At 30.8% G+C, this 21,103-nt stretch carries 18 protein-coding genes and 2 pseudogenes; all 20 read right to left on the reverse strand.

The window, feature by feature from the left end:
• Positions 1-82: 82 nt before the first annotated feature.
• The 20 genes and pseudogenes from B8965_RS11670 to B8965_RS11765 all read right to left on the reverse strand — a co-directional run bounded on the left by B8965_RS11670 (position 83) and on the right by B8965_RS11765 (position 21,066).
• Positions 83-499 (reverse strand): zinc ribbon domain-containing protein, encoded by a 417-nt coding sequence (locus B8965_RS11670; protein WP_084054367.1) that lies wholly within the window; start codon positions 497-499, stop codon positions 83-85.
• Positions 500-616: 117 nt separating this feature from the next.
• Positions 617-1,140: pseudogene (nrdG, locus tag B8965_RS11675) on the reverse strand (anaerobic ribonucleoside-triphosphate reductase activating protein).
• Between the two features lie 24 nt (positions 1,141-1,164).
• Positions 1,165-3,279, reverse strand: coding sequence for an anaerobic ribonucleoside triphosphate reductase (locus B8965_RS11680; RefSeq protein WP_084054368.1), 2,115 nt, complete (start codon positions 3,277-3,279; stop codon positions 1,165-1,167).
• A gap of 14 nt (positions 3,280-3,293) precedes the next feature.
• A complete protein-coding gene (nrdR, locus tag B8965_RS11685) occupies positions 3,294-3,752 on the reverse strand; it encodes a transcriptional regulator NrdR (protein ID WP_084054369.1) in 459 nt (152 codons plus the stop codon).
• Positions 3,753-3,941: 189 nt separating this feature from the next.
• Positions 3,942-4,226, reverse strand: a complete 285-nt coding sequence (locus B8965_RS11690; RefSeq protein WP_084054370.1) for a YlmC/YmxH family sporulation protein — start codon at positions 4,224-4,226, stop codon at positions 3,942-3,944.
• Positions 4,227-4,310: 84 nt separating this feature from the next.
• The gene (gene spoIIR, locus B8965_RS11695; RefSeq protein ID WP_159446349.1) at positions 4,311-4,859 is read right to left on the reverse strand and encodes a stage II sporulation protein R; all 549 of its coding nucleotides are present in this window, start codon (positions 4,857-4,859) and stop codon (positions 4,311-4,313) included.
• A gap of 41 nt (positions 4,860-4,900) precedes the next feature.
• On the reverse strand, positions 4,901-5,677 hold the full coding sequence (sigG, locus tag B8965_RS11700; RefSeq protein WP_084054372.1) for an RNA polymerase sporulation sigma factor SigG: 777 nt from the start codon (positions 5,675-5,677) through the stop codon (positions 4,901-4,903).
• A gap of 152 nt (positions 5,678-5,829) precedes the next feature.
• Positions 5,830-6,525: an RNA polymerase sporulation sigma factor SigE gene (gene sigE / locus B8965_RS11705; protein WP_423237182.1), complete on the reverse strand. Its 696-nt coding sequence runs from the start codon at positions 6,523-6,525 to the stop codon at positions 5,830-5,832.
• Between the two features lie 63 nt (positions 6,526-6,588).
• Complete coding sequence (spoIIGA, locus tag B8965_RS11710) at positions 6,589-7,512, reverse strand: sigma-E processing peptidase SpoIIGA (protein ID WP_084054374.1); 924 nt, start codon at positions 7,510-7,512, stop codon at positions 6,589-6,591.
• A gap of 138 nt (positions 7,513-7,650) precedes the next feature.
• On the reverse strand, positions 7,651-8,739 hold the full coding sequence (gene ftsZ, locus B8965_RS11715; protein WP_084054375.1) for a cell division protein FtsZ: 1,089 nt from the start codon (positions 8,737-8,739) through the stop codon (positions 7,651-7,653).
• A gap of 77 nt (positions 8,740-8,816) precedes the next feature.
• Positions 8,817-9,578, reverse strand: a complete 762-nt coding sequence (locus B8965_RS11720) for a cell division protein FtsQ/DivIB (RefSeq protein WP_084054376.1) — start codon at positions 9,576-9,578, stop codon at positions 8,817-8,819.
• A 311-nt stretch (positions 9,579-9,889) separates the two neighbouring features.
• Positions 9,890-11,152, reverse strand: coding sequence for a UDP-N-acetylglucosamine 1-carboxyvinyltransferase (gene murA / locus B8965_RS11725; RefSeq protein WP_084054377.1), 1,263 nt, complete (start codon positions 11,150-11,152; stop codon positions 9,890-9,892).
• Between the two features lie 2 nt (positions 11,153-11,154).
• Entirely contained in the window at positions 11,155-12,060 is a 906-nt protein-coding gene (gene murB / locus B8965_RS11730) for a UDP-N-acetylmuramate dehydrogenase (protein ID WP_084054378.1), read from the reverse strand.
• Positions 12,060-13,442: a UDP-N-acetylmuramate--L-alanine ligase gene (gene murC / locus B8965_RS11735; protein ID WP_084054379.1), complete on the reverse strand. Its 1,383-nt coding sequence runs from the start codon at positions 13,440-13,442 to the stop codon at positions 12,060-12,062. The genes murB and murC overlap by 1 nt, the downstream gene beginning before the upstream one ends.
• 169 nt (positions 13,443-13,611) lie before the next feature.
• On the reverse strand, positions 13,612-14,724 hold the full coding sequence (gene murG, locus B8965_RS11740; protein ID WP_084054380.1) for an undecaprenyldiphospho-muramoylpentapeptide beta-N-acetylglucosaminyltransferase: 1,113 nt from the start codon (positions 14,722-14,724) through the stop codon (positions 13,612-13,614).
• 24 nt (positions 14,725-14,748) lie between these two features.
• Positions 14,749-15,834, reverse strand: a pseudogene (gene ftsW / locus B8965_RS11745) (putative lipid II flippase FtsW); the annotation flags it as partial.
• A 13-nt stretch (positions 15,835-15,847) separates the two neighbouring features.
• A complete protein-coding gene (gene murD, locus B8965_RS11750) occupies positions 15,848-17,206 on the reverse strand; it encodes a UDP-N-acetylmuramoyl-L-alanine--D-glutamate ligase (RefSeq protein ID WP_084054382.1) in 1,359 nt (452 codons plus the stop codon).
• Positions 17,207-17,221: 15 nt separating this feature from the next.
• On the reverse strand, positions 17,222-18,187 hold the full coding sequence (gene mraY, locus B8965_RS11755; RefSeq protein WP_084054383.1) for a phospho-N-acetylmuramoyl-pentapeptide-transferase: 966 nt from the start codon (positions 18,185-18,187) through the stop codon (positions 17,222-17,224).
• 4 nt (positions 18,188-18,191) lie between these two features.
• On the reverse strand, positions 18,192-19,571 hold the full coding sequence (locus B8965_RS11760) for a UDP-N-acetylmuramoyl-tripeptide--D-alanyl-D-alanine ligase (protein ID WP_084054384.1): 1,380 nt from the start codon (positions 19,569-19,571) through the stop codon (positions 18,192-18,194).
• Between the two features lie 25 nt (positions 19,572-19,596).
• Positions 19,597-21,066: a UDP-N-acetylmuramoyl-L-alanyl-D-glutamate--2,6-diaminopimelate ligase gene (locus B8965_RS11765; protein ID WP_084054385.1), complete on the reverse strand. Its 1,470-nt coding sequence runs from the start codon at positions 21,064-21,066 to the stop codon at positions 19,597-19,599.
• Positions 21,067-21,103 lie beyond the last annotated feature (37 nt).

Consider the following 21,103-nt stretch of genomic DNA (forward strand, 5'->3'; position numbering starts at 1 on the left):
TTCATTTTATTTACAATCTAATATAATATTTTCATATAAATAACCCGTATCTATTAAAGATGCGGGTTATTTAAAAGTAATTTTATTTAATCCTTTGCTCAATAGTTGCGGTGTTAATTTTATCTATGAGCCATTTCTCTTTTTCTTTAGCAAGTACAAATACTGTAGTAGAATTTAATTCTCTTTTATCTTCATCAACAATAATATAATTTGCCATAACTACCTTTACATCACTATCACTTTGCATTTCCGTAGTAACTAGCTTTACTATTTCTCCTTTTTTAAAAGAATATGTTTTAACGGGATTTTCAGCTATCAATTGAGCATTTGTAATATTTTTGGTTATTAATTTGTCTAATTCTTTTTCTTTATTATCTACCATCGCCTCAATATACTTCTCAGCCATATTATCTCCTTTTGAATAATTTGGCTTATCTGAACAACCAACTAAAATTAAACATAAAAATAATAGAGCAAATAACACCCTTCTCTTTTTCATTTAATCACCGCCTTATACTTTTACCTTTATTATTTATTAAAAGTCGTTATTTTACCCAAAATAATTGAAAAAACATTTATATACTTCGGGAAAAAAAATAAGACCTAATTATAGGTCTTAAACTTCCGCTACATATTTTAAATTGGGTTCATATATTATAGTTTTTTTTCTTTTTAAACTTTCTTTTACATCTATTATTCTTTGATTGCTTGATCCTCTATAGGGTATATTTAAATCCTTTTTACTATTTACAAAAGGACCATCTATTAACAAATCTGTTACTTTTAATAATTCTTGTACATGTATATCTTTTGATTCTAATAAGTGCTCAAATAAATGACCAGTATAGGTCACAACATTTATTCCATACTTAGATTTTACTTCTTTAGCTAAGTATGCACATTTTTCAGCTTGTAAAAAAGGATCTCCACCTGATAAAGTTATACCTTTGATAAAAGGATGTTTTTTTATATCTTTAATAATATGTTTTATTTTTTTTCTTTTCCCTTACTTGGATCCCATGTTTCTGGATTATGACAATCTTGGCAATGATGTAAACATCCTTGTGTAAAAATTACATATCTTACCCCTGGTCCATCGACAACGCTATCAGGTACAATTCCAGCTATCCTAATATACATTACTAATATTTCACCACTTTCTATTTATAGCTCCATATGGTTTTTCCTATTACTTTCTTCAGACTTTTTAGCATCATTAAACATCTCTAAAGTAGATAAATAACCAGTGATTCTACGTACTCTACTAATTTTCCCATCTGAACCACATGCCGGACAAACATTAGTATCTATTACACCATTAAACCCACATTCTGTACAAATATCAACGGGAAAATTAACTGCAGCATATCCCATGTCAGCTTCATACATTGCATTAATAAGAGCTTCAAAGGCTTCTAAATTATGTTGCGGGGCACTAGGTAATTCAACATATGAAATATGACCACCATTACAAAATCTATGATAAGGACCTTCTATATTTATTTTTTCAAAAGCATCAATTTTATAATCAACAGGTACATGAAATGAATTTGTATACCAGTCTTTATCTGTTATTCCTTCGATTTCACCAAATAAGCTTTCGTCTAATTTAGTAAACTTTCCGCTAAGACCCTCAGCAGGTGTTGCAACTAAACTAAAATTCAAACTATATTTTTGTGTTGCTTCATCACACTTTCTTCTCATATGACTGATAATTGATAATCCAAGAGCCTGGGATTCAGAACTTTCCCCATGATGTTTTCCATTTAACGCCACTAGGGTTTCAGCAAGTCCAATAAACCCAATACTTAAAGTACCATGTTTAATAGCATTTTCTATAAAGTCGTCTTGCTCTAGTTCTTCACTATCTAAATATAATTTTTGTCCCATTAAAAATGGAAAATCTTTTACTCTTAATTTTTTTTGAATTTCATATCTATGCAATAGTTGCTCAATTGTTAATTCAATCATTTCATCTAGACTTTTCCAAAACTTAGATAAATCTCCATTAGCTTTGATTCCTAAACGTGGTAGATTTATAGTTGTAAAAGATAAATTCCCTCTTTTTTCAGTAACCTCTGGTCCATTTGTATTTGCCATAACTCTTGTTCTACAACCCATGTAAGCCACATCCTCACCATAAGGAGCATTATAACTTGCATCTTGAAATGAAAAATTAGGAAAAAGTCTTTTACACGCTACTTTCATGCTAAGTTTAAATAAGTCATAGTTAGGATCTTCTGGCTCATAGTTAATTCCTTCTTTAACCTTAAAACAAATGTTTGGAAACATAGGCGCCTCGCCCTTACCCAGTCCTCTTTCATATGCTTTTAAAAGGTTTTTAGTAATCATTCTACCTTCTCTTGAGGTATCTGTTCCAATATTAATTGAAGAAAAAGGAACTTGTGCTCCGGCTCTACTATGCATGGTGTTTAAATTATATACAAATCCTTCCATAGCTTGAAAAACTTCATCTTCTACTCTTTCATGAACTAATGATTGTATTTTTTCTTCATCTGCTTCTAAACCTAAATTTTTTAAACCTGCTCTAATTTTTTGTTCTTGTTTTATAAATTCTAATTCAACATAAACACCCAGATCACGGTCAAAGTATGCGTATGATTGGCCACCATGTTGATCATTTTGATTACTTTGTAAAATTATAGCTGCTAAGGCTCCAGCCGTTTTAATGCCCTTTGGAGACCTTATATATCCATGACCATTATTAAATCCTTTCTTTAATAAATCTGCTAAAGGTATTTGTAGGCATGTCATTGTTTTTCCATACCAACCTAAATCATGAATATAAAAATTTCCTTCAAGATGAGCTTTCGTAAACTTTTCTGGTATAGCTCTCTTTAAATAATATTCTTTAGATGCTAATTCTGAGATCTGTAACACCTTTGCCGAAGGAGAATTTCCTACATTAGCATTTTCTCTGCTTGTTTCTTTAAGAACCTCTTGCACTGCATCCATCATTTCCGATCTTGTTTCACGAATATTCGTTCTCTGAGCTCGATATAAAATATACGCCTTTGCAGTTTTAGCATGTCCTCTTTCAATTAATACTTTCTCCACAGTATCTTGTATATCTTCAACCGGAATGGCTTGTCCATTGTATTTAGCACTCAGTAACTTTAAAACTCCTAAAGTAACTTCCATTGCTGTTTGTCTATCTTCTCCTCCTACAGATTTAGCAGCTCTAAAGATAGCATCTGTTATCTTTTTATCATCAAATGCTACTTCTCTTCCATCTCTTTTTAATATACTCATTAGCATTTTAACCCCTCCAATTACTTTTGCTTTTGTATTAATAATTCGATTTCGTTAATAAAGGTATTTATATCTTTAAACTCACGATAAACCGAAGCAAATCTCACATAAGAAACTTCATCCAAAATTTTTAACTTTTCCATAACTAGTTCACCAATCAAAGAAGAATCTATTTCACGATCCATTTTATTATTTAAATCTCTTTCTATTTCTGCACACACCTTTTCTAAATCTTGAAGTGCAACGGGGCGTTTTTCACATGCCTTTATTAAACCATTTAAAATTTTTGTTGGTTCAAACATTTCTCTTCTACCATCTTTTTTCACAATAATTAAAGGTAGATTTTCAACCTTCTCATATGTAGTAAATCTTTTTCCACATTTTGAACATTCTCTACGCCTTCTAATGGCTTTACCATCATCAGCAGAACGAGAATCTACAACCTTAGTATCAAAAAAATCACAAAAAATACACCTCACTGCATCACCCCTAGAATAATATAAACGATTAGTGAAATATTTATAATCACTTTAAACTAAAGTAATTTTTATTCTTTTAAAATAAAAATAAGCAACATCCACTACTTATAGTAGATATCGCTTATTTTATAACACAATATGTAGTATGTCAATTTTTGCTTTCCATTTTTACTATTTAATATTACTCTTTTATTCAAATGATTTCAAACCTTTTTGGTCATGATATAAGTCCGTAAAGTTTTGAGCCTCCACTAAAATAACATCCACACCTATTCTCACAACCTTTTCCCACGGAACTATGTAGTCATCATTTCTGCCTAAAAATCTAAAAATTCTTCCAGGTCCAGGTAAAATAAGAGAAGTAATCTTACCTGATTCAATATCTATATCTATATCTTTAATGGGTCCTAACCTTTTTCCATCCAAAACATTAACAATTTCTCTTTCTCTTAGGTCAGAGATTTTAGCAAGCACAATATATCCCTCCTTAAACGTGGACAATATTATTATATTACCTAAAATAGAGTTTAATGACAAAAAAAAACCGCATTTAGCGATTTAAAACCAAACATTTAGTAATATTTTTTTATAATTAGCTATAAGATTGTTTTTGTTTTCAGCTACTGGTGCCATTACTGAGATAGCTTCTTCTTTCAAGATGTTATAATTTTCCTTTTCCTTAAACCAATCTATATGGCATAAAGGCGGATAAAGAACACACCACCAATTTTTACCTTCTCCCTTACCAATTACTGCTTTAACAGCTTTATATTCTCCAGCTGGTAATACTTTTTGATAATATACCTTTGTAGGAAAACTAGACGCAGTTAAATTTATTTTTATGGGATAATTAAAACCATTTTCTATGATAACTGCTTCACATTTTTCTTCTAAACTTGGTATATTTTTTAAAATATAATTTTGAGCTATATCATTATTTCTTAAATACTTTAATATCTCTAAATTATTTAAAATTTCATCTCGTACTTTTAATTTAAGTGCTTGGTCTAAATTACTATCAGAATTAGCAATAACATGTAATCTGATAATATTATTTGTTTCATTCACGGCCTTTACTTCTTTGACCTGTACATTAATAAATATCACTAGTAAGCATAAAATTATAGGCAATTTTTTTAGCATATATATTAACTCATTTGTTTTTTCATTATATTTAAAGCTGCCTTTTCTAGTCTACTAACCTGAGCCTGTGAGATTCCTATTTCATCAGCTACTTCCATTTGAGTTTTGCCATCAAAAAATCTTAAGGATAAGATTAGTTTTTCACGATCATTTAATCTTTCTAATGATTCTTTAATTGCAATATTTTCTACCCAATTATAATCAGTATTTTTATCATCTCTAACTTGATCCATTACATATATAGGATCGCCTCCATCATTATAAATAGGTTCAAAAAGTGATAGTGGCTCTTGAATAGCATCTAAGGCAAAAACAATATCTTCTCTAGGTATATCTAATACTTTTGCAATTTCTGTAATTGTCGGCTCTTTAGAATTTTTATTTACTAATGAATCTCTTACCTGAAGTGCTTTATATGCAATATCCCTTAATGATCTACTTACGCGAATAGGATTATTATCACGCAAATACCTTCTAATTTCACCTATAATCATAGGAACGGCATATGTTGAGAACTTTACATTCTGACCTAAATCAAAGTTGTCTATAGCCTTCATTAAACCTATGCAACCTACTTGAAATAAATCATCTACATATTCTCCTCTGTTTGTAAATCTTTGAATCACGCTTAAAACTAAACGTAAGTTACCATTGATTATTTTTTGTCTAGATTGGGTATCACCAGACTGCATATCTTTAAATAAAACTCGCATTTCTTTGTTTTTTAGAACTGGTAATTTAGATGTGTTAACACCACAAATTTCGACTTTATTGATTATCAATATTGATACCCTCCTAAGTATATGAGCTTAGTTTAGTTATTACCGTGATAAGAAGGGTTTATTCTATATTAATGTTAACTTATTATAGTTGTTTGTTTCTGAATTTATATAAAAAAAAGACTTCTTATAAAACCCAAGAAGTCTTAGCTAAACTATTCCATTTTTTCCATTTCCTTTTTCAATCTTCTAATTATCTTTTTCTCTAGTCTTGAGATGTATGACTGAGAGATTCCTAAAAAATCTGCTACTTCTTTTTGAGTTCTTTCATCTCCACCTTGAAGTCCAAATCTTAGTTCCATAATTTTTCTTTCTCTTGGATTTATTTTTTTCATAGCTAAATGTAAAAGTCTTTTGTCTACTTCTTCCTCTAAGGGTTTGCAAATAAGATCTCCCTCAGTACCTAAAACATCAGATAACAATAATTCATTACCATCCCAATCAATATTTAACGGTTCATCAAAGCTTACTTCCCCACGAGTTTTATTGCTTCTTCTTAAATGCATTAAAATTTCATTTTCTATGCATCTTGAAGCATAGGTCGCAAGCTTAATTTTTTTCTGTGGATCAAAAGTATTAACCGCTTTTATAAGTCCAATTGTTCCAATAGAAACTAAGTCTTCTATCCCTATACCAGTGTTTTCAAACTTCCTTGCAATATAAACTACTAATCTTAAATTTCTTTCAATTAATGTACTTTTTACTTTGTAATCTCCTGCTTCTAATTTGATTAATAAATCCTCTTCTTCGTCCCTACTTAAAGGGGGAGGAAGTACCTCACTACTACCTACATAAAATACTTCTTCAGTAAAACCTAATTTGTTTAAGAGCTTTAATACCTTAAGCCTTATTCTCCATAAAGATAAATTGAGTTTTGGTTTTCTTAACAAAAAGACACCTCCTAAATAAACTTTTTACTCATTTAATAATAAATCAGTATGCAAAAGGGCATGATAGGTTCCCTGAGGCGATAATTTACGATGATAGATAGCTACTACCACATTGGAATTTTTATATAAATTATTTCCATCCTGAATCATTACTTCATCGGGTTTGATTCCTATTAACATTCCATTATGGTTTCCAAGTGACGAAAAAGGAATTAATCTAATCCGTGTATTCCATTTATCATCTTTAAAAGTGCCTACTTGAACATCAATAGATGGAATATTTTTACTCTTCAGCATTTGAGTTAAATCATCTGGAATTATACCCGTTAATTTATCATACTCCATAACCATTACAGGATCTTTACTAATAGGATCTTTTAACTGGTTTCCTGTATCAACTAAAGCCTCAGTATCTACTGATGTACCTAAAATTTTCACTTTCGTCTTTACTAACCATATTCCTTGGTGCAAATTTTTTCTAATAATACTAGCGCTCCACATTCCTAGTAATAAAGCTACAGCTAATCCGACTATTAACCAAGTTCCACTAAAATTAATGCTATTCACCATTATTCCATTCCACGTTTCAATATGTAGAGGCCCACTTTGAAATAAATACATTGATCCTAAAACAGCACCACCCATAATAAAAGAAACTAAATAAAAATAAGAAGTAGACTTTATAAACCATTTTATATTCTTATATCTAAAGGTTACTATCACCATTAAAAAAGAACATACTAGTTTTAGAAGAACTGTCGATGAAAATGCTAATCTAGGAAAATAAATCATTATAGAGTAAGCCGCACCAATGAATGCTCCAAGTGTTAATCTTTTATAATTAGTTGATAATCTCCCCAGTCGTGATGTCGCCCATAAAATAAAGAAGTCCATAATAAAATTAATCATAAAGGCAATATCCAGATACATATCAGTATATGGGGACACCTAATCACCTCTTAATTTTTAATTCTAATAACATTATACATTATTTATCTCCAGAAATATGTCATTTATTGCGAATTTTTCCAATTTTAAAAATTACTATAAAAAAAAGGCCCTTGATTTTTTCAAGGACCTTCTAATTTATCTTTTTCTTCTTAAAAAGGCTGGTATTTCTAAATTATCTATAGTAATATTCTTTGGTTCATGTCTGATTTCAGGTTGTTCAGGTTGATTATTATTTTCAGCAACTTTCAGGTTAACTGTATAATCTTTTACTTCTTCATCAAAACCAGTTGCAATAACGGTTACCCTTATTTCTTCACCAAGTTTTTCATCAATTACTGCACCAAAAATAATATTTGCTTCTTCATCGGCTGCTTCAGCAATTACTTCGGCTGCTTCATTAACTTCAAATAAGCCTAATGAACCGCCACCTGTTATGCTTAAAAGCACTCCTTTAGCCCCTTCTATTGAAGTTTCTAATAAAGGTGATGAGATAGCATTACGAGCTGCTGTCACTGCTCTATTTTCTCCAGAGGATGTACCTATACCCATTAATGCTGAACCGGTATTATGCATAATAGTCTTAACATCAGCAAAGTCTAAATTAATTAAACCAGGTACTGCTATTAAATCAGATATACCTTGTACACCTTGTCTTAATATATCATCCGCAATAGAAAAAGCATCGTTAATAGATGTATTTTTATCTACTACTTGTAACAAACGATCATTAGGAATAGTAATTAGTGTATCTACCTTTTCTTTTAAATTAGCTATACCTTGAACAGCTTGTTTAGCTCTTTTTCGCCCTTCAAATGTAAATGGCTTTGTAACTACTCCAACTGTTACAGCACCTAATTCCTTTGCAATTGCAGCAACAACTGGTGCGGCTCCAGTCCCAGTTCCTCCACCCATACCTGCAGTTACAAATACCATATCAGCACCTTTAAGAGCTTTCATTATTTCTTCTTTACTTTCTTCTGCTGCTTTATGCCCTATTTCAGGATTTGCACCAGCACCTAAACCTCTTGTTAGCTTATCACCTATTTGAACTTTTGTTTCACATTTAGATAATTGTAATGCTTGTGCATCTGTGTTAACTGAAATAAATTCTACACCTTGCAAACCACTCTCGATCATACGATTAACGGCATTGTTACCTCCACCACCAACACCGATTACCCTTATTTGAGCAATCTGCTGAATATCTACATCTAATTCTAGCATTCAGCTTGACAACCCCTTTCATTCACTTATGCAAATTTTAATATTGCTAAAACTAATTAATAATAAATAAATTTATATTATTTCTTTTTAATAATAGGTGGACCTGAAAAACGCAAATCTATATATTCGATTGCTTTTTCATCAATAACTAAATTAATAATTTTTTCTAAAATGTCTTGTAAATTTTCTAATTTGCTTTGTACTTCTTTTTTTGAACCCAATCTTATTTCAATTCCTTGAGTAGTATAAGCTAAAATATATCTAGGATCAGCTACATTTATTTCTGCAATGTTTATCAGTAAATCTGATTCTATATTTGTAAGGATTTCCAAAGCTGTATGTAAACCTTCATTTTTGATTATTTGACCTGGTCCAGGTAAATAATCCATACTAACACCACTTATGACTGGTAGTTGATAACTACCTAAATCATTGTTAATAGAGATAAACACACCTTTTTCACTGACTTGTATAAAACCATCTTCACAAACTACCAAGCCAATGGGTTTCCTTTCCAAAACATTAATTTTTAAAGTAGATGGTAAATCACGGCTAATCTCAACACTCTCTATTAAAGGATGTATTGATATATTCTTAATAATATCATTTTTCTCAATTTTAAAAAGATTATCACCTTGATTGACTTGACTTAGTTTTATTACCTGTTGCTTAGTCAAGTTTTTATTACCAATTACCTCAACATTTTGAATGTTAAATATGGGTGAATGCAGAAAGAAATATATCCCAATTATAAATAAGAAAAAATATACTACTTTAAAAGATTTAACTTTTTTTTTATTTCCCTTTGATTTTTCTACATGATTTAATTCATTTTTCATAACATTCCACCTACATTTAATTTCCACGAATTTTAAAAAAATCCTTGTTTTTTATTATAACAAAATATACTAGTACTTGTCCAAGCTTATAACAAACATTTACCTCCTTTTTTTCCATAAAGTTAGTAAATAAATAAGAATTATTAAATATTTAATATCTTATAAAATATTCAAAAAATTGTATCCCTAATTAAATAAATAATTGGGATACAATTGCTTTGAATTAAATATATTTTATCATCTATCTTCTTTATAAATAGTAATAATTTATTACTATTTTAGTAAATTAAGTATATCATATATAAAGATAATTAATTTCTTGAGACTCTTTCTATATTAGCTCCAAGTTTTCTTAACTTTAGATCAATATTTTCATAACCTCTATCAATATGATAAATTGAATCTACAATTGTTTCATTTTTAGCTACAAGTCCGGCTAAAATCAATGCTGCACCCGCTCTTAAGTCTGTAGCTGAAACATTTGCTCCATTTAAGTGTTTCACACCTTTTATAATAGCGGCACGTCCCTCTACCTTAATATCAGCACCCATTCTTATCAATTCTGGAACATGCATAAACCTATTTTCGAAAATACTTTCACTAATAATACTAGTACCAGTAGCTATAGATAATAAAGACATGAATTGAGGCTGCATATCCGTTGGGAAACCAGGATACGGTATAGTTTTAATATCTACTGGTCTTACATTGTCCGTTCCTATTACCCTTATTCCATTATTTTCTTCTAATATAATTACACCAATATCTCTTAACTTTGCATTTATTGCTTCAAAATATTCTGACTGTACATTTTCTAGTTTTACATTACCTTTTGTAAGAGCTGCTGCTATCATAAATGTTCCAGCTTCTATCCTATCTGCAATAATAGAGTGTTCTACTGAATGAAGGCTACTTACTCCTGTTATCCTAATTATATCAGTTCCAGCTCCTTGTATCTTGGCACCCATGCTATTTAAAAAATTTTGTAGGTCTACAATTTCTGGCTCTTTAGCAGCGTTTGAAATAATCGTTTCCCCCACTGCTAAACTAGCAGCCATCATAAGATTTTCAGTAGCACCCACGCTTGGAAAGTCTAAACAAATGTCACTTCCTTTTAAATATCCACTATGAACCTTAGCTTCAACAAAACCAAATTTTTCATTTATTTCGACACCCATTTTTTTAAATCCTTTTAAATGTAAATCTATAGGTCTGCACCCAATAGCACATCCCCCTGGGTAGCTTATTTTTGCCCTGCCAAACCTTGCTAATAATGGTCCCATAACTAAACTAGAAGCTCTCATTCTTCTGATTAAATCATCTGGTACTTCTACATAGTTCATTTTACTTGAATCCACTTTCATGGTTGAGCCTAACCATTCTACTTTACAACCTAACAATTCTAATAGTTCCTTCATTACATATACGTCTTTTAATCGGGGTACATTTTTTATAACAGATATATCTGTAGATAATATTGCAGCTGATAGAATTGGTAAAACGGCATTTTTGGCTCCACTTATTTCTACTGAACCAGAAAGAGGATTTCCACCCACTATTATAAATTTTTCCATTCTTACCCCCCCAAAACTATTATCTCTGGTTCTAAAATTAAATTATTTTCCTCCTTTGCCTTTTGTTTAATTTTTTCAATTAACTCTAAAACGTCACTGCATTTAGCATTTCCGGTATTAACTATGAAATTTGCATGTTTTGGTGAAACCATTGCACCACCAATCTTCCATCCTTTAGCACCAATAGAATCAATTATCCTTCCTGCTGAATCTCCATCTGGATTTTTAAAAACACTACCTGCATTTGGATAATTTATTGGTTGTTTATTTCTACGAAATTCTTGATAAATATTCATGTTTTCTTTAACCTTTTCAGGATCATCTTTTTCTAATCTAAGTTTTATACTAGTAATTATACAGGTTTTATTTTTTAGTTTAGTTGAACGATAATCAAAACCTATATCTTTATTTGCTAAAGAAATGATTTTCCCGGTATAATCCATTACGTTAATACCTTTAACAACATCCGACATTTGTCTTCCATGTGCACCTGCATTCATTAGTACAGCTCCACCTATTGACCCAGGTATCCCTGAGGCAAATTCTAATCCTGCAAGGCCTTCTTTTGCCGCTATATAAGACATAAACGGCAAAGTCAAACCAGGTTCTACAACTAAATAATTATTTTCCATTTTCCATTTATTGAGACTGTTTACACAAATAACAAGGCCCCTAATGCCAGTATCTTTAACTAAAATATTAGAACCTGCACCTACAATAGTAATTTCCAAGTTATTATTACCTGCAAAGATAAGGGCCTTTTTTAAATCGTCAATATCCTGAGGATTAAATAATAAATCTGCTGGGCCTCCTATATGCCATGTAGTGTGTCTACTCATAAGTTCATTTAATATTACCTTGCCTTTTACTTCTTTTTGAAAGTCATGAGCTAATTTAGTAATGCTCATTATGATACTCCTTGTTGTTTGTTATTTAATTTGCTAATAATATCTTTACCTACCTTCCAGATATCACCTGCACCCATTGTAATTATTAAATCACCTGGCTTAGCTATGTACCTTAAATGTTCAACTATATCTTCATTTTTCTCAATATAAATGGCTTCAGATCCTTTGGGCAAGTTTTCCATTATTAAGTTTGATGATATTCCTACAAGTGGCTCTTCACTTGCTGCATAAATATCACTTAAAATAAGTTTATCTGCATCACCATAACTTTGAGCAAATTCTTTGGCTAATAATCTAGTTCTCGAATATCTATGTGGTTGAAAAACTGCAATAATTCTTCCCTCATGCATACTTCTGGCTGCCTGTAAACATGCCTTTACCTCAGTTGGATGGTGCGCATAGTCATCATAAACTAAAATATCATTTACTTTTCCTATTAACTGAAATCTTCGTTTAACACCTGTAAATTGTTTCAGCCCTGTGCTTATTTGAGAAAAACTTAAGTTTAACTCTCTACAAATAGCTATAGTTGCTAAAGCATTACTTAGGTTATGTTTTCCTGGAATAGAAAGTTCTAAATTACCTAATAATTCTTCATTATAATATACATCACATCTAGTTATTGTTCCTTGAAAATTAATATTACGTGCAGTTATGTTTGCTTTTTCGTTTAAACCATAAGTAACAACCTTACCTGGAGCATTTATTGCCATTTGACTAACTAAAGGGTCATCAGCACACAATATTGTATATCCATCTGGACTTCCAAGGGCTATGTATTTTGTAAAACTATCAATCATATTTTCAAGCGTCCCATAAAAATCTAAATGGTCATCTTCAATATTTGTTATAATATTAGACCAAGGAAATAAATTTAAAAAGGAACCATCACTTTCGTCTGCTTCTGCTACTAAATAATCTCCTTTACCTAGTTTAGCATTACTATTAATAACATTTAATTCTCCACCTACAACTATGCTTGGATCAAAATTATTAATTTCTAATACTGATGCAATCATTGATGTAGTAGTTGTTTTACCGTGAGCTCCTGCTATACAAATAGCCTTTTGCCTTTTCATTAATTGTGCTAACATTTCTGCCCTTTTTATTATTGGAATGTTTAATTCTTGTGCTCTTTTAACTTCAGGATTTTCTCTATTAATAGCAGTTGATGTTACTACTGTATCTATACTCTCATCTATATTTGAACTTTTATGACCTTTTATAACCTTAACACCCTTTTCTTCTAACCTTTTAGTACCATTAGATATATTTAGGTCTGAACCAGAAACTTTATATCCTAATGTAACTAAAATATCAGCAATACCACTCATACCAACTCCACCGATGCCTACGAAATGAATATTTTTCAAATTATTCATCTCCTTTCTTTTTTCTGATAAATTTATTTCAAGTGTATTTTGTACTATATATGCACCTTTTTGAATTTGTGTTACTATTACTTGGGTGCATGTCCACCTTTTTTTCTTTAATTACTAGGTTAATTATCTTTTATTAAACTAATATTCGGTAAACGGATTATCAGAATTTTTACTGATAATCCGTTAATTCTACAATAACCTGCATAATATTTTCTAAAGAATCCACATTTCCTGCTTTTTTTGCACTAGAAGTCATTTGACTAAGTAAACTATCATTATCAATTATACTTAAAATATTATTTAATAATTTTTCTCCAGAAAGGTCTTTATCTAATATCATCATTGCTGCATTTCTATTTACTAAAGACTTAGCATTATACTCTTGATGATTTTCTGATGCAAAAGGATATGGAATTAATATAGAAGGAATTCCTTTAGCAGTCATCTCTGCTAAAAAAGTAGCTCCTGCTCTTGATATACATAAATCTGCACAGGAAATTGCATATTCCATTTCATATAAATAGGGCTTAAGGATAATATTACCTTGTTCTTCTAAGTTTATTCCCTGCTGAATTAAATTATTTAAAACATCTTTATATCCACTTTCTCCAGTAATATGTATAAACTGAAGATTATTTTTTTTCAATAAATCTTTATAAGCACAAGCCATTGCATTGTTTATATTTTTAGCTCCTCTGCTTCCGCCTGTTATCAAGATAGTTTTTTTTGTGGAATCCAAATTCAAAAATTTTATACCTTCCTCTTTTTTTATATCTAATATTTGTTCTCTAACAGGTAAACCTGTTAATTTCACTTTATTCTTTTTAAAATATTTATCTGAATCAGGAAAGGTTATCATAATTTGATCAACTATCTTACCTAATAATTTATTTGTCATCCCTGGTAAAGCATTTTGTTCATGTATAATAGTTGGTATTCCTAAAATTCTTGCTGCTAAGACAACAGGTCCACAAACGTAACCCCCAGTGCCAATAACTAGCTGGGGGTTATATTTACGAAGTATTGATATCGACTTACCTAATCCTTCAATCGCTTTAAAACCTGTTTTAAACATCCCGAGAGATATTTTCCGTTCTAATCCTTGTACTGTTATAGTCTCAAAGGCAAAACCTTCTTTGGGAATGATTTTACTTTCCATTCCAACCTTTGTACCTATAAATAAGATTTCAGTATTATTATCTTGTTTTAATAAATACTTAGCTATCGCTAGTGCAGGATAAACATGACCTCCAGTTCCTCCACCTGCAAATAGTACTCGCATCATTCCACCTCCGTCTAACTCAAATTATTTCCTGGAAAATTTTGAGATATTAAGCAGCATTCCCACTCCAATTAAGGAAAAAAGTAAAGATGATCCTCCATAGCTCACAAAGGGTAATGTGATACCGGTTACAGGTAAGGATCCTGTTACAACCCCCATATTAATTACTGACTGTACAGCAATAATACTTGTTAATCCGACTGCTAACAGTGAACCAAATCTATCTGGAGCTAAAATTGCTATTCTAAATCCTCTCCAAATAAATAGAAAGAAAAGAGATAAAACTAAAAAAGCTCCAATAAAACCCAACTCTTCACCAATGATAGCAAAAATAAAATCAGTATGTCGTTCAGGAAGGTATAAGAACTTTTGTCTACTATTTCCTAGACCCATTCCTAAAAGTCCACCTGAACCTAAAGCATATAAAGACTGAACAGTTTGATATCCTTCATCACTTGCATTTTCCCACAAATGCCAAAACCCAGTAATTCTTTCTAACCTATAGGGGGCTTGAATGATTAATCCAATCACCCCTAAAATACCGGTTATGGCTAAAGCAAATAAATGAGAAATTTTTGCACCAGCTGCGATAAACATACAAAAAGATGTGCCAAAAACGGCAATTGTAGTTCCTAAGTCTGGTTGTTTTAACAGCAAAGCTCCAATAACTCCTAATATGAGTAAATAAGTGCCGAAACCTTTTATTGTTTTAATTTTTAATGGTTCTAAGCTTATAACAAGAGCAAAATAAAATACAATAGCTAATTTTACTACTTCAGAAGGAGTAAAGGATAAAGGTCCAACGCCTATCCATCGTGTAGATCCTTTTACTTCTTTTCCCACTCCTGGTATTAAAACTGCAACTAATAAAAGTATAGTTATAACAAAACCAATTTTTACATACTTTTTTAATTTGTTATAGTCTACATTCATTACTACAAACATACAGAATATTCCTAATGTAGACCAAATCAATTGGCGCTTAAAAAAATGATAAGGATCATCATAATAAAGCATAGAGTTATACGAACTTGCACTTAAAACCATTACTACTCCTATACTTAATAAGAATAAAATATCTAAGAATAGGACTACATCTGGTTGTTTTTTTTCAAGTTTAGGGTCACCTCCTTAGGGCTATGACTAACTCCTTAAAATAATCTCCTCTTTCTTCATAACTATTAAACATATCCCAGCTAGCACAAGCTGGAGATAATAAAACCACATCACCTTTACTTGCTAATTTGAAAGCTTGATATACAGCTTCCTTGAATGTATCTACTAAATGATAGTTATTAAAATGTACATTAATAACAGCATTTTTAATTTCTTCTTTAGCCTCACCTACTAAAACTATCTCTTTTACCTTGCATTTAATTTTGTTAGCAAATTCACTAAAGTCACTTCCTTTATTTCTACCACCTGCTATTAAAATTATTGGCTGATTAAACGCCTCCAGTGCCTTAATACTAGCATCTGGATTTGTTCCTTTTGAATCATTAATATATGTAACACCTTGAATTTCTATAACTGGCTCTAAACGATGATTAACCCCTGGGAAATCTTTTAAAGTTTTTACAATTACCGGTATTTCTATCCCTACTGAAAGAGCTGCTGCAATTGCAGCCATCGCATTTTCTAAGTTATGATTACCTTTTATGCGAATATCACTTTTTTTGCAAATATATATAGGCCAAGAATCTAAATTAGCATATATATCTTCTTTTTCTAAATATATTCCTTTTTCTAATTTAATATTACGACTAAAAAATATAACCTTGCTTTTAGCATCTTTTGCTAATTTACGTACAAGCAAATCATCGTAATTAAGAATTAAAAAGTCATTTTCATCTTGAGCTTTAAAAATATTAGCTTTGCATCTTATATATTCTTCCATAGTTTTATGCCTGTCCAAATGATCAGGCGTTAAATTTAATATAACAGAAACCTGTGGTTTAAAATCTTGTACCGATTCTAATTGAAAACTACTAGTTTCAGCAATAACAAAATCCTCTTGTCCATAATCAGTCACTTCACTTATTAAAGGATTTCCTATATTTCCACCCACTAAAACTTTTTTTTGGGCGTCTTGAAAAATTTGACCACATAAAGCTGTAGTGGTTGTTTTTCCATTAGTACCTGTGATGGCGATAAATGGAGAATTAGAATAACTAAAAGCTAATTCAATTTCACTAATTACTGGTATCCTTAAGTCTTTTGCTTGCACAATAACAGGAATGGTTAACGGTACCCCTGGGCTCACGACTACTAGGTCTAAATTTAAACTTTCTACATCTAAACTAATACCAAAAATTGCTTTTACGCCATGTGAAGTTATCTCTTTTTCAATTTCTTTTAATTCTTCCTTGCTTTTAGCATCATAAAGAAATACATTTGAACTTTTTTCAGCTAAAAACTTACTAGTGGCAATTCCGCTTTTTCCGGCTCCAATAATTAAAATATTCTGCCTAGCTACCTCCACTACAATCCCTTCTTCCTACATAAAAGTATAATCATATATTTTAAGTCCTAATAAAACAAAGATAGCCGCAGCTGACCAAAACGTTAAGACTACCTTTTGTTCTGACCATCCCTTTAATTCAAAGTGATGATGAATAGGACTCATCAAAAATATTCTTCTTTTAGTTAGTTTGAAAAATACTACTTGTATAATCACCGAAAGGGTTTCTATAACATATACTAATCCCATTATAGGTAAAATAAGTTCTGTTTTCGTTAAAACAGCCATAGCAGCTAATGCCCCTCCTAAGGCCAACGATCCTGTATCACCCATAAAAACTTTAGCAGGATTAATGTTGAAAAATAAAAATCCTAAACAACTACCTACTAAAGCCATGGCAAATATTGTTATACTGAACAATTGCTGACCAAACCCAATTATTACAAAACCTAATGCAACAAATAAGGTTACACCTGCCGCTAATCCATCTAACCCATCTGTTAAATTTACAGCATTTGATGTCCCCATTGCGACTAAAATTACAAAGGGCAAATAAAAAAGTCCTAAATCTATATGTTGTCCTGTAATTGGAATAATAATATCAGTTCCTCTACCTAAATAATTAACACTTACCCATGCTAATAGTATAGATAAAACTAATTGTCCTAAAATCTTATCTTTAGCTTTTAAACCTAGTGATCTTTTCTTTACTATTTTAATAAAATCATCAATAAATCCGATAAGACCAAAACCTAAGGTAAATAACAAAAGAATTATTGTATAAAAATTATCTTTGGCTATAAAGATAGTACCTAAAGTTAAACCAAAAAAAAACATAACTCCACCCATAGTAGGAGTTCCCTGTTTTTGCAAGTGACTTTCTGGTCCATCAGACCTCACTGTTTGACCAAACTTTAACCTTCTTAATACAGGAATCAGTAATGGTCCTGTTATTAAGCAGACAACTAAACTAATTATGCCAGCTGTTAAAATATCAGTCATCTAATCACCTCATAAGTTCTTCAACGATTTTTTCCATATACATCCCACGACTACCTTTAACTAATACTACATCATCTTTTTGCGTATATTCCTGTAAAAAAGAAATAGCATCATCGTTATTATTAAAATAATGAATATTCTCTGGCTCCATCTTAGCTTCTTCAGCACCAGTACCAATGTGTTTAGCTAATTTACCAATTACTATTAATTTATCAATATTTTTTTGCTGTGCTATCTCACCAATAAGCTTATGCTCTTGTTCTTCGTTTTGACCTAATTCATACATATCCCCTAGGACAGCGACTTTTCTTTTATTGTGAAATTCTCCTAAAAAACTGAGTGCTGCATTCATTGATGCTGGATTAGCATTATAAGCGTCATTAATTATTTTAGAGCCTTTAGTACTATTTTCTATTTGCAAGCGCATTTTTGACAATTCTATTTCTTTTAATCCTTCTTTGATACTATCCCAGTCAAAATCTAAGCTTCTTGCTACCCCAATTGCAGAAATGGCATTTATAATATTATGCTCACCTGGAATACCTAATTCTATTTCTACTATTTCATCTAATGCTCTTAACTTAAAAATAGATTTGTTTTCATCCATATCTATTATGCTTTCTAAGCAATAATCAGCACTAGCATCACTACCAAACCAATTGATCTTAGCTTTACATTCTTTTAAATATGGTAATAATAAGTCCTTATCATCTAAATTTAAAAGCACCGTTCCTTCTTCAGGTAAATATTTTAAAATTTCTGCTTTTGCTTTAGCAATATTTTCTTGTGAACCTAAAATTTCTGCATGAGTTTTACCAATATTAGTTATTATAGCATGTGTTGGGCTAGCTATATTACATAAAAAGTCAATTTGACCTAAGCCTCTCATACCCATTTCTATTACTGCTGCTTCTGTGTTTTTATCCAATGAGCATAAAGTTAACGGTAGTCCTATTTCATTATTATAGTTACCTTTTGTTTTAAGAGTATTATATTTTTTGTTTAAAAGACTAAATAAAATATCTTTAGTAGTAGTTTTACCGACACTTCCAGTAATAGCAACTACTGGAATTAAAGAATTTTGCCTTATTAATTTAGCTAAATCTTGTAAACCCCTTAACGTATCATTAGTTATCAGTAAGTTTTGGACTTCATAATTTTTGACCATTTTTACATCCGTTACGACTGCTCCTACAGCTCCTTTTTCAAAAGCTTGATCTACATATTCATGTCCATCTACTTTCTCACCAGGAAGAGCAAAAAACAAATCTCCTTCTTGAACATAACGACTATCTATAGCTACTCTTTTAGCATAAACAGTAGGTTTACCCCTATAGACCACTCCTAATAATTTTGATAAATAATGTATAGAAATATCTAGCATTAAATCACACCTCTAATATAGTTAATTATTTATGTAGCATTAAAAGTTCTTCAACAATTTCTTTGTCATCAAATGGGTATTTTTTTCCGTTTATTTCTTGATATGTTTCATGACCTTTACCCGCAATTATTATTATATCTCCTTCATGGGCAACTTCTACAGCTTTTTTTATGGCATCCTTACGATTAATGATTATTTCATATTGTTCATTGCTGATTTCTTTTTGAATACCTGGTAAAATATCTTTTATTATAGCTTCTGGATTCTCAGTTCTTGGATTATCAGAAGTAACTATGCAGTAGTCACTATACTTAGCGGCTGCTTCTCCCATTTTAGGGCGTTTGCTCTTATCACGATCCCCACCACAGCCAAAAACTGTAATTATTTTATTTTGCACAAACTCTTTAGCTGTTGTTAATATATTAACCAAACTATCAGCAGTATGAGCATAATCTATGATTACCGAAAATCCACAAGAATTATTTATAACCTGAAACCTTCCAGCAACTCCATTTATTTCTTCTATAGTTTTTATTGCTTTTTTCAGTGGAATATTGATACTACTTGCTACAGCTAAGGCTGCTAGAGAATTGTATACATTGAACTTACCAGTGAGTTTTAAATTCACTTTAGTCTTATTTACGTTATATTCTACACCTTTAGCACTTATTTTAATTTCTTCTGCTTTAAAATCAGTATCCTCTTCTATACTATAGCTTATTTTATTACCCCTATATTTTTGCAATAATAGTTTACCCCATTCATCATCTTTATTAATAATGGCGTACTTTTTTTGCTTTTTAGATGATTCATTAGTAAGTTCAAAAAATAACTTTGATTTTGCATTGAAATAATTCTCCATCGTTTCATGATAATCCAAATGATCTTGAGTTAAATTTGTAAAAACTGCTATATCAAATTCAGATCCTCTAACACGCATTAAGTCTAATGCATGAGAACTAACTTCCATGATAACATACGTAACATCTTTTTGAACCATTTGCGCAAAAAGTTCTTGTAAGTCTCTAGACTCAGGAGTAGTTCTTTCTACAGGTAAAATTTCAGAACCTATTCTATTATGTATTGTACCAATTAAGCCAACTTTTTCTCCCTGTTCCTCTAAAATTTTTGCTATTAAATTAGAGGTGGTTGTTTTACCATTAGTTCCAGTTATCCCAATAAGAGTGAAGTTTCTTGAAGGATATCCAAAGTATTTTGCACTTAAATCAGCTAAAGCTGCTCTACTATCTGAAACTAATATCCATGGATAATCATGTGAGCAATAATTTTTGTCTTCTATTAAAACAATACTTGCCCCATTTTTTAAAGCATCATTTATATAATGATGTCCATTAACTTTAAAACCTTTAATGGCGATAAATAAATCTCCTTCTTTTATAGAACGAGAATCATATTGTATTCCCTTTAAATCAATATCATCTATATTATGGCTATCTAAAATATTATAATCATACATTAACTTCTCTATTTGCATTAACTGAATCCTCCTTGTTATACTTTACTCTGAATAT

The sequence above is a fragment of the Desulfonispora thiosulfatigenes DSM 11270 genome (genome assembly GCF_900176035.1).
Taxonomy (GTDB): Bacteria; Bacillota; Peptococcia; order Peptococcales; family Desulfonisporaceae; genus Desulfonispora; species Desulfonispora thiosulfatigenes.

What these genes read in the sequence shown, in the direction of transcription:
- B8965_RS11670 (WP_084054367.1), bottom strand. Translation starts at nt 499, where the DNA reads ATGAAAAAGAGAAGGGTGTTATTTGCTCTATTATTTTTATGTTTAATT.
- B8965_RS11680 (WP_084054368.1), bottom strand. Translation starts at nt 3,279, where the DNA reads ATGCTAATGAGTATATTAAAAAGAGATGGAAGAGAAGTAGCATTTGAT.
- ftsZ (WP_084054375.1), bottom strand. Translation starts at nt 8,739, where the DNA reads ATGCTAGAATTAGATGTAGATATTCAGCAGATTGCTCAAATAAGGGTA.
- B8965_RS11720 (WP_084054376.1), bottom strand. Translation starts at nt 9,578, where the DNA reads ATGAAAAATGAATTAAATCATGTAGAAAAATCAAAGGGAAATAAAAAA.
- murA (WP_084054377.1), bottom strand. Translation starts at nt 11,152, where the DNA reads ATGGAAAAATTTATAATAGTGGGTGGAAATCCTCTTTCTGGTTCAGTA.
- murB (WP_084054378.1), bottom strand. Translation starts at nt 12,060, where the DNA reads ATGAGCATTACTAAATTAGCTCATGACTTTCAAAAAGAAGTAAAAGGC.
- murC (WP_084054379.1), bottom strand. Translation starts at nt 13,442, where the DNA reads ATGAATAATTTGAAAAATATTCATTTCGTAGGCATCGGTGGAGTTGGT.
- murG (WP_084054380.1), bottom strand. Translation starts at nt 14,724, where the DNA reads ATGCGAGTACTATTTGCAGGTGGAGGAACTGGAGGTCATGTTTATCCT.
- mraY (WP_084054383.1), bottom strand. Translation starts at nt 18,187, where the DNA reads ATGACTGATATTTTAACAGCTGGCATAATTAGTTTAGTTGTCTGCTTA.
- B8965_RS11760 (WP_084054384.1), bottom strand. Translation starts at nt 19,571, where the DNA reads ATGCTAGATATTTCTATACATTATTTATCAAAATTATTAGGAGTGGTC.
- B8965_RS11765 (WP_084054385.1), bottom strand. Translation starts at nt 21,066, where the DNA reads ATGCAAATAGAGAAGTTAATGTATGATTATAATATTTTAGATAGCCAT.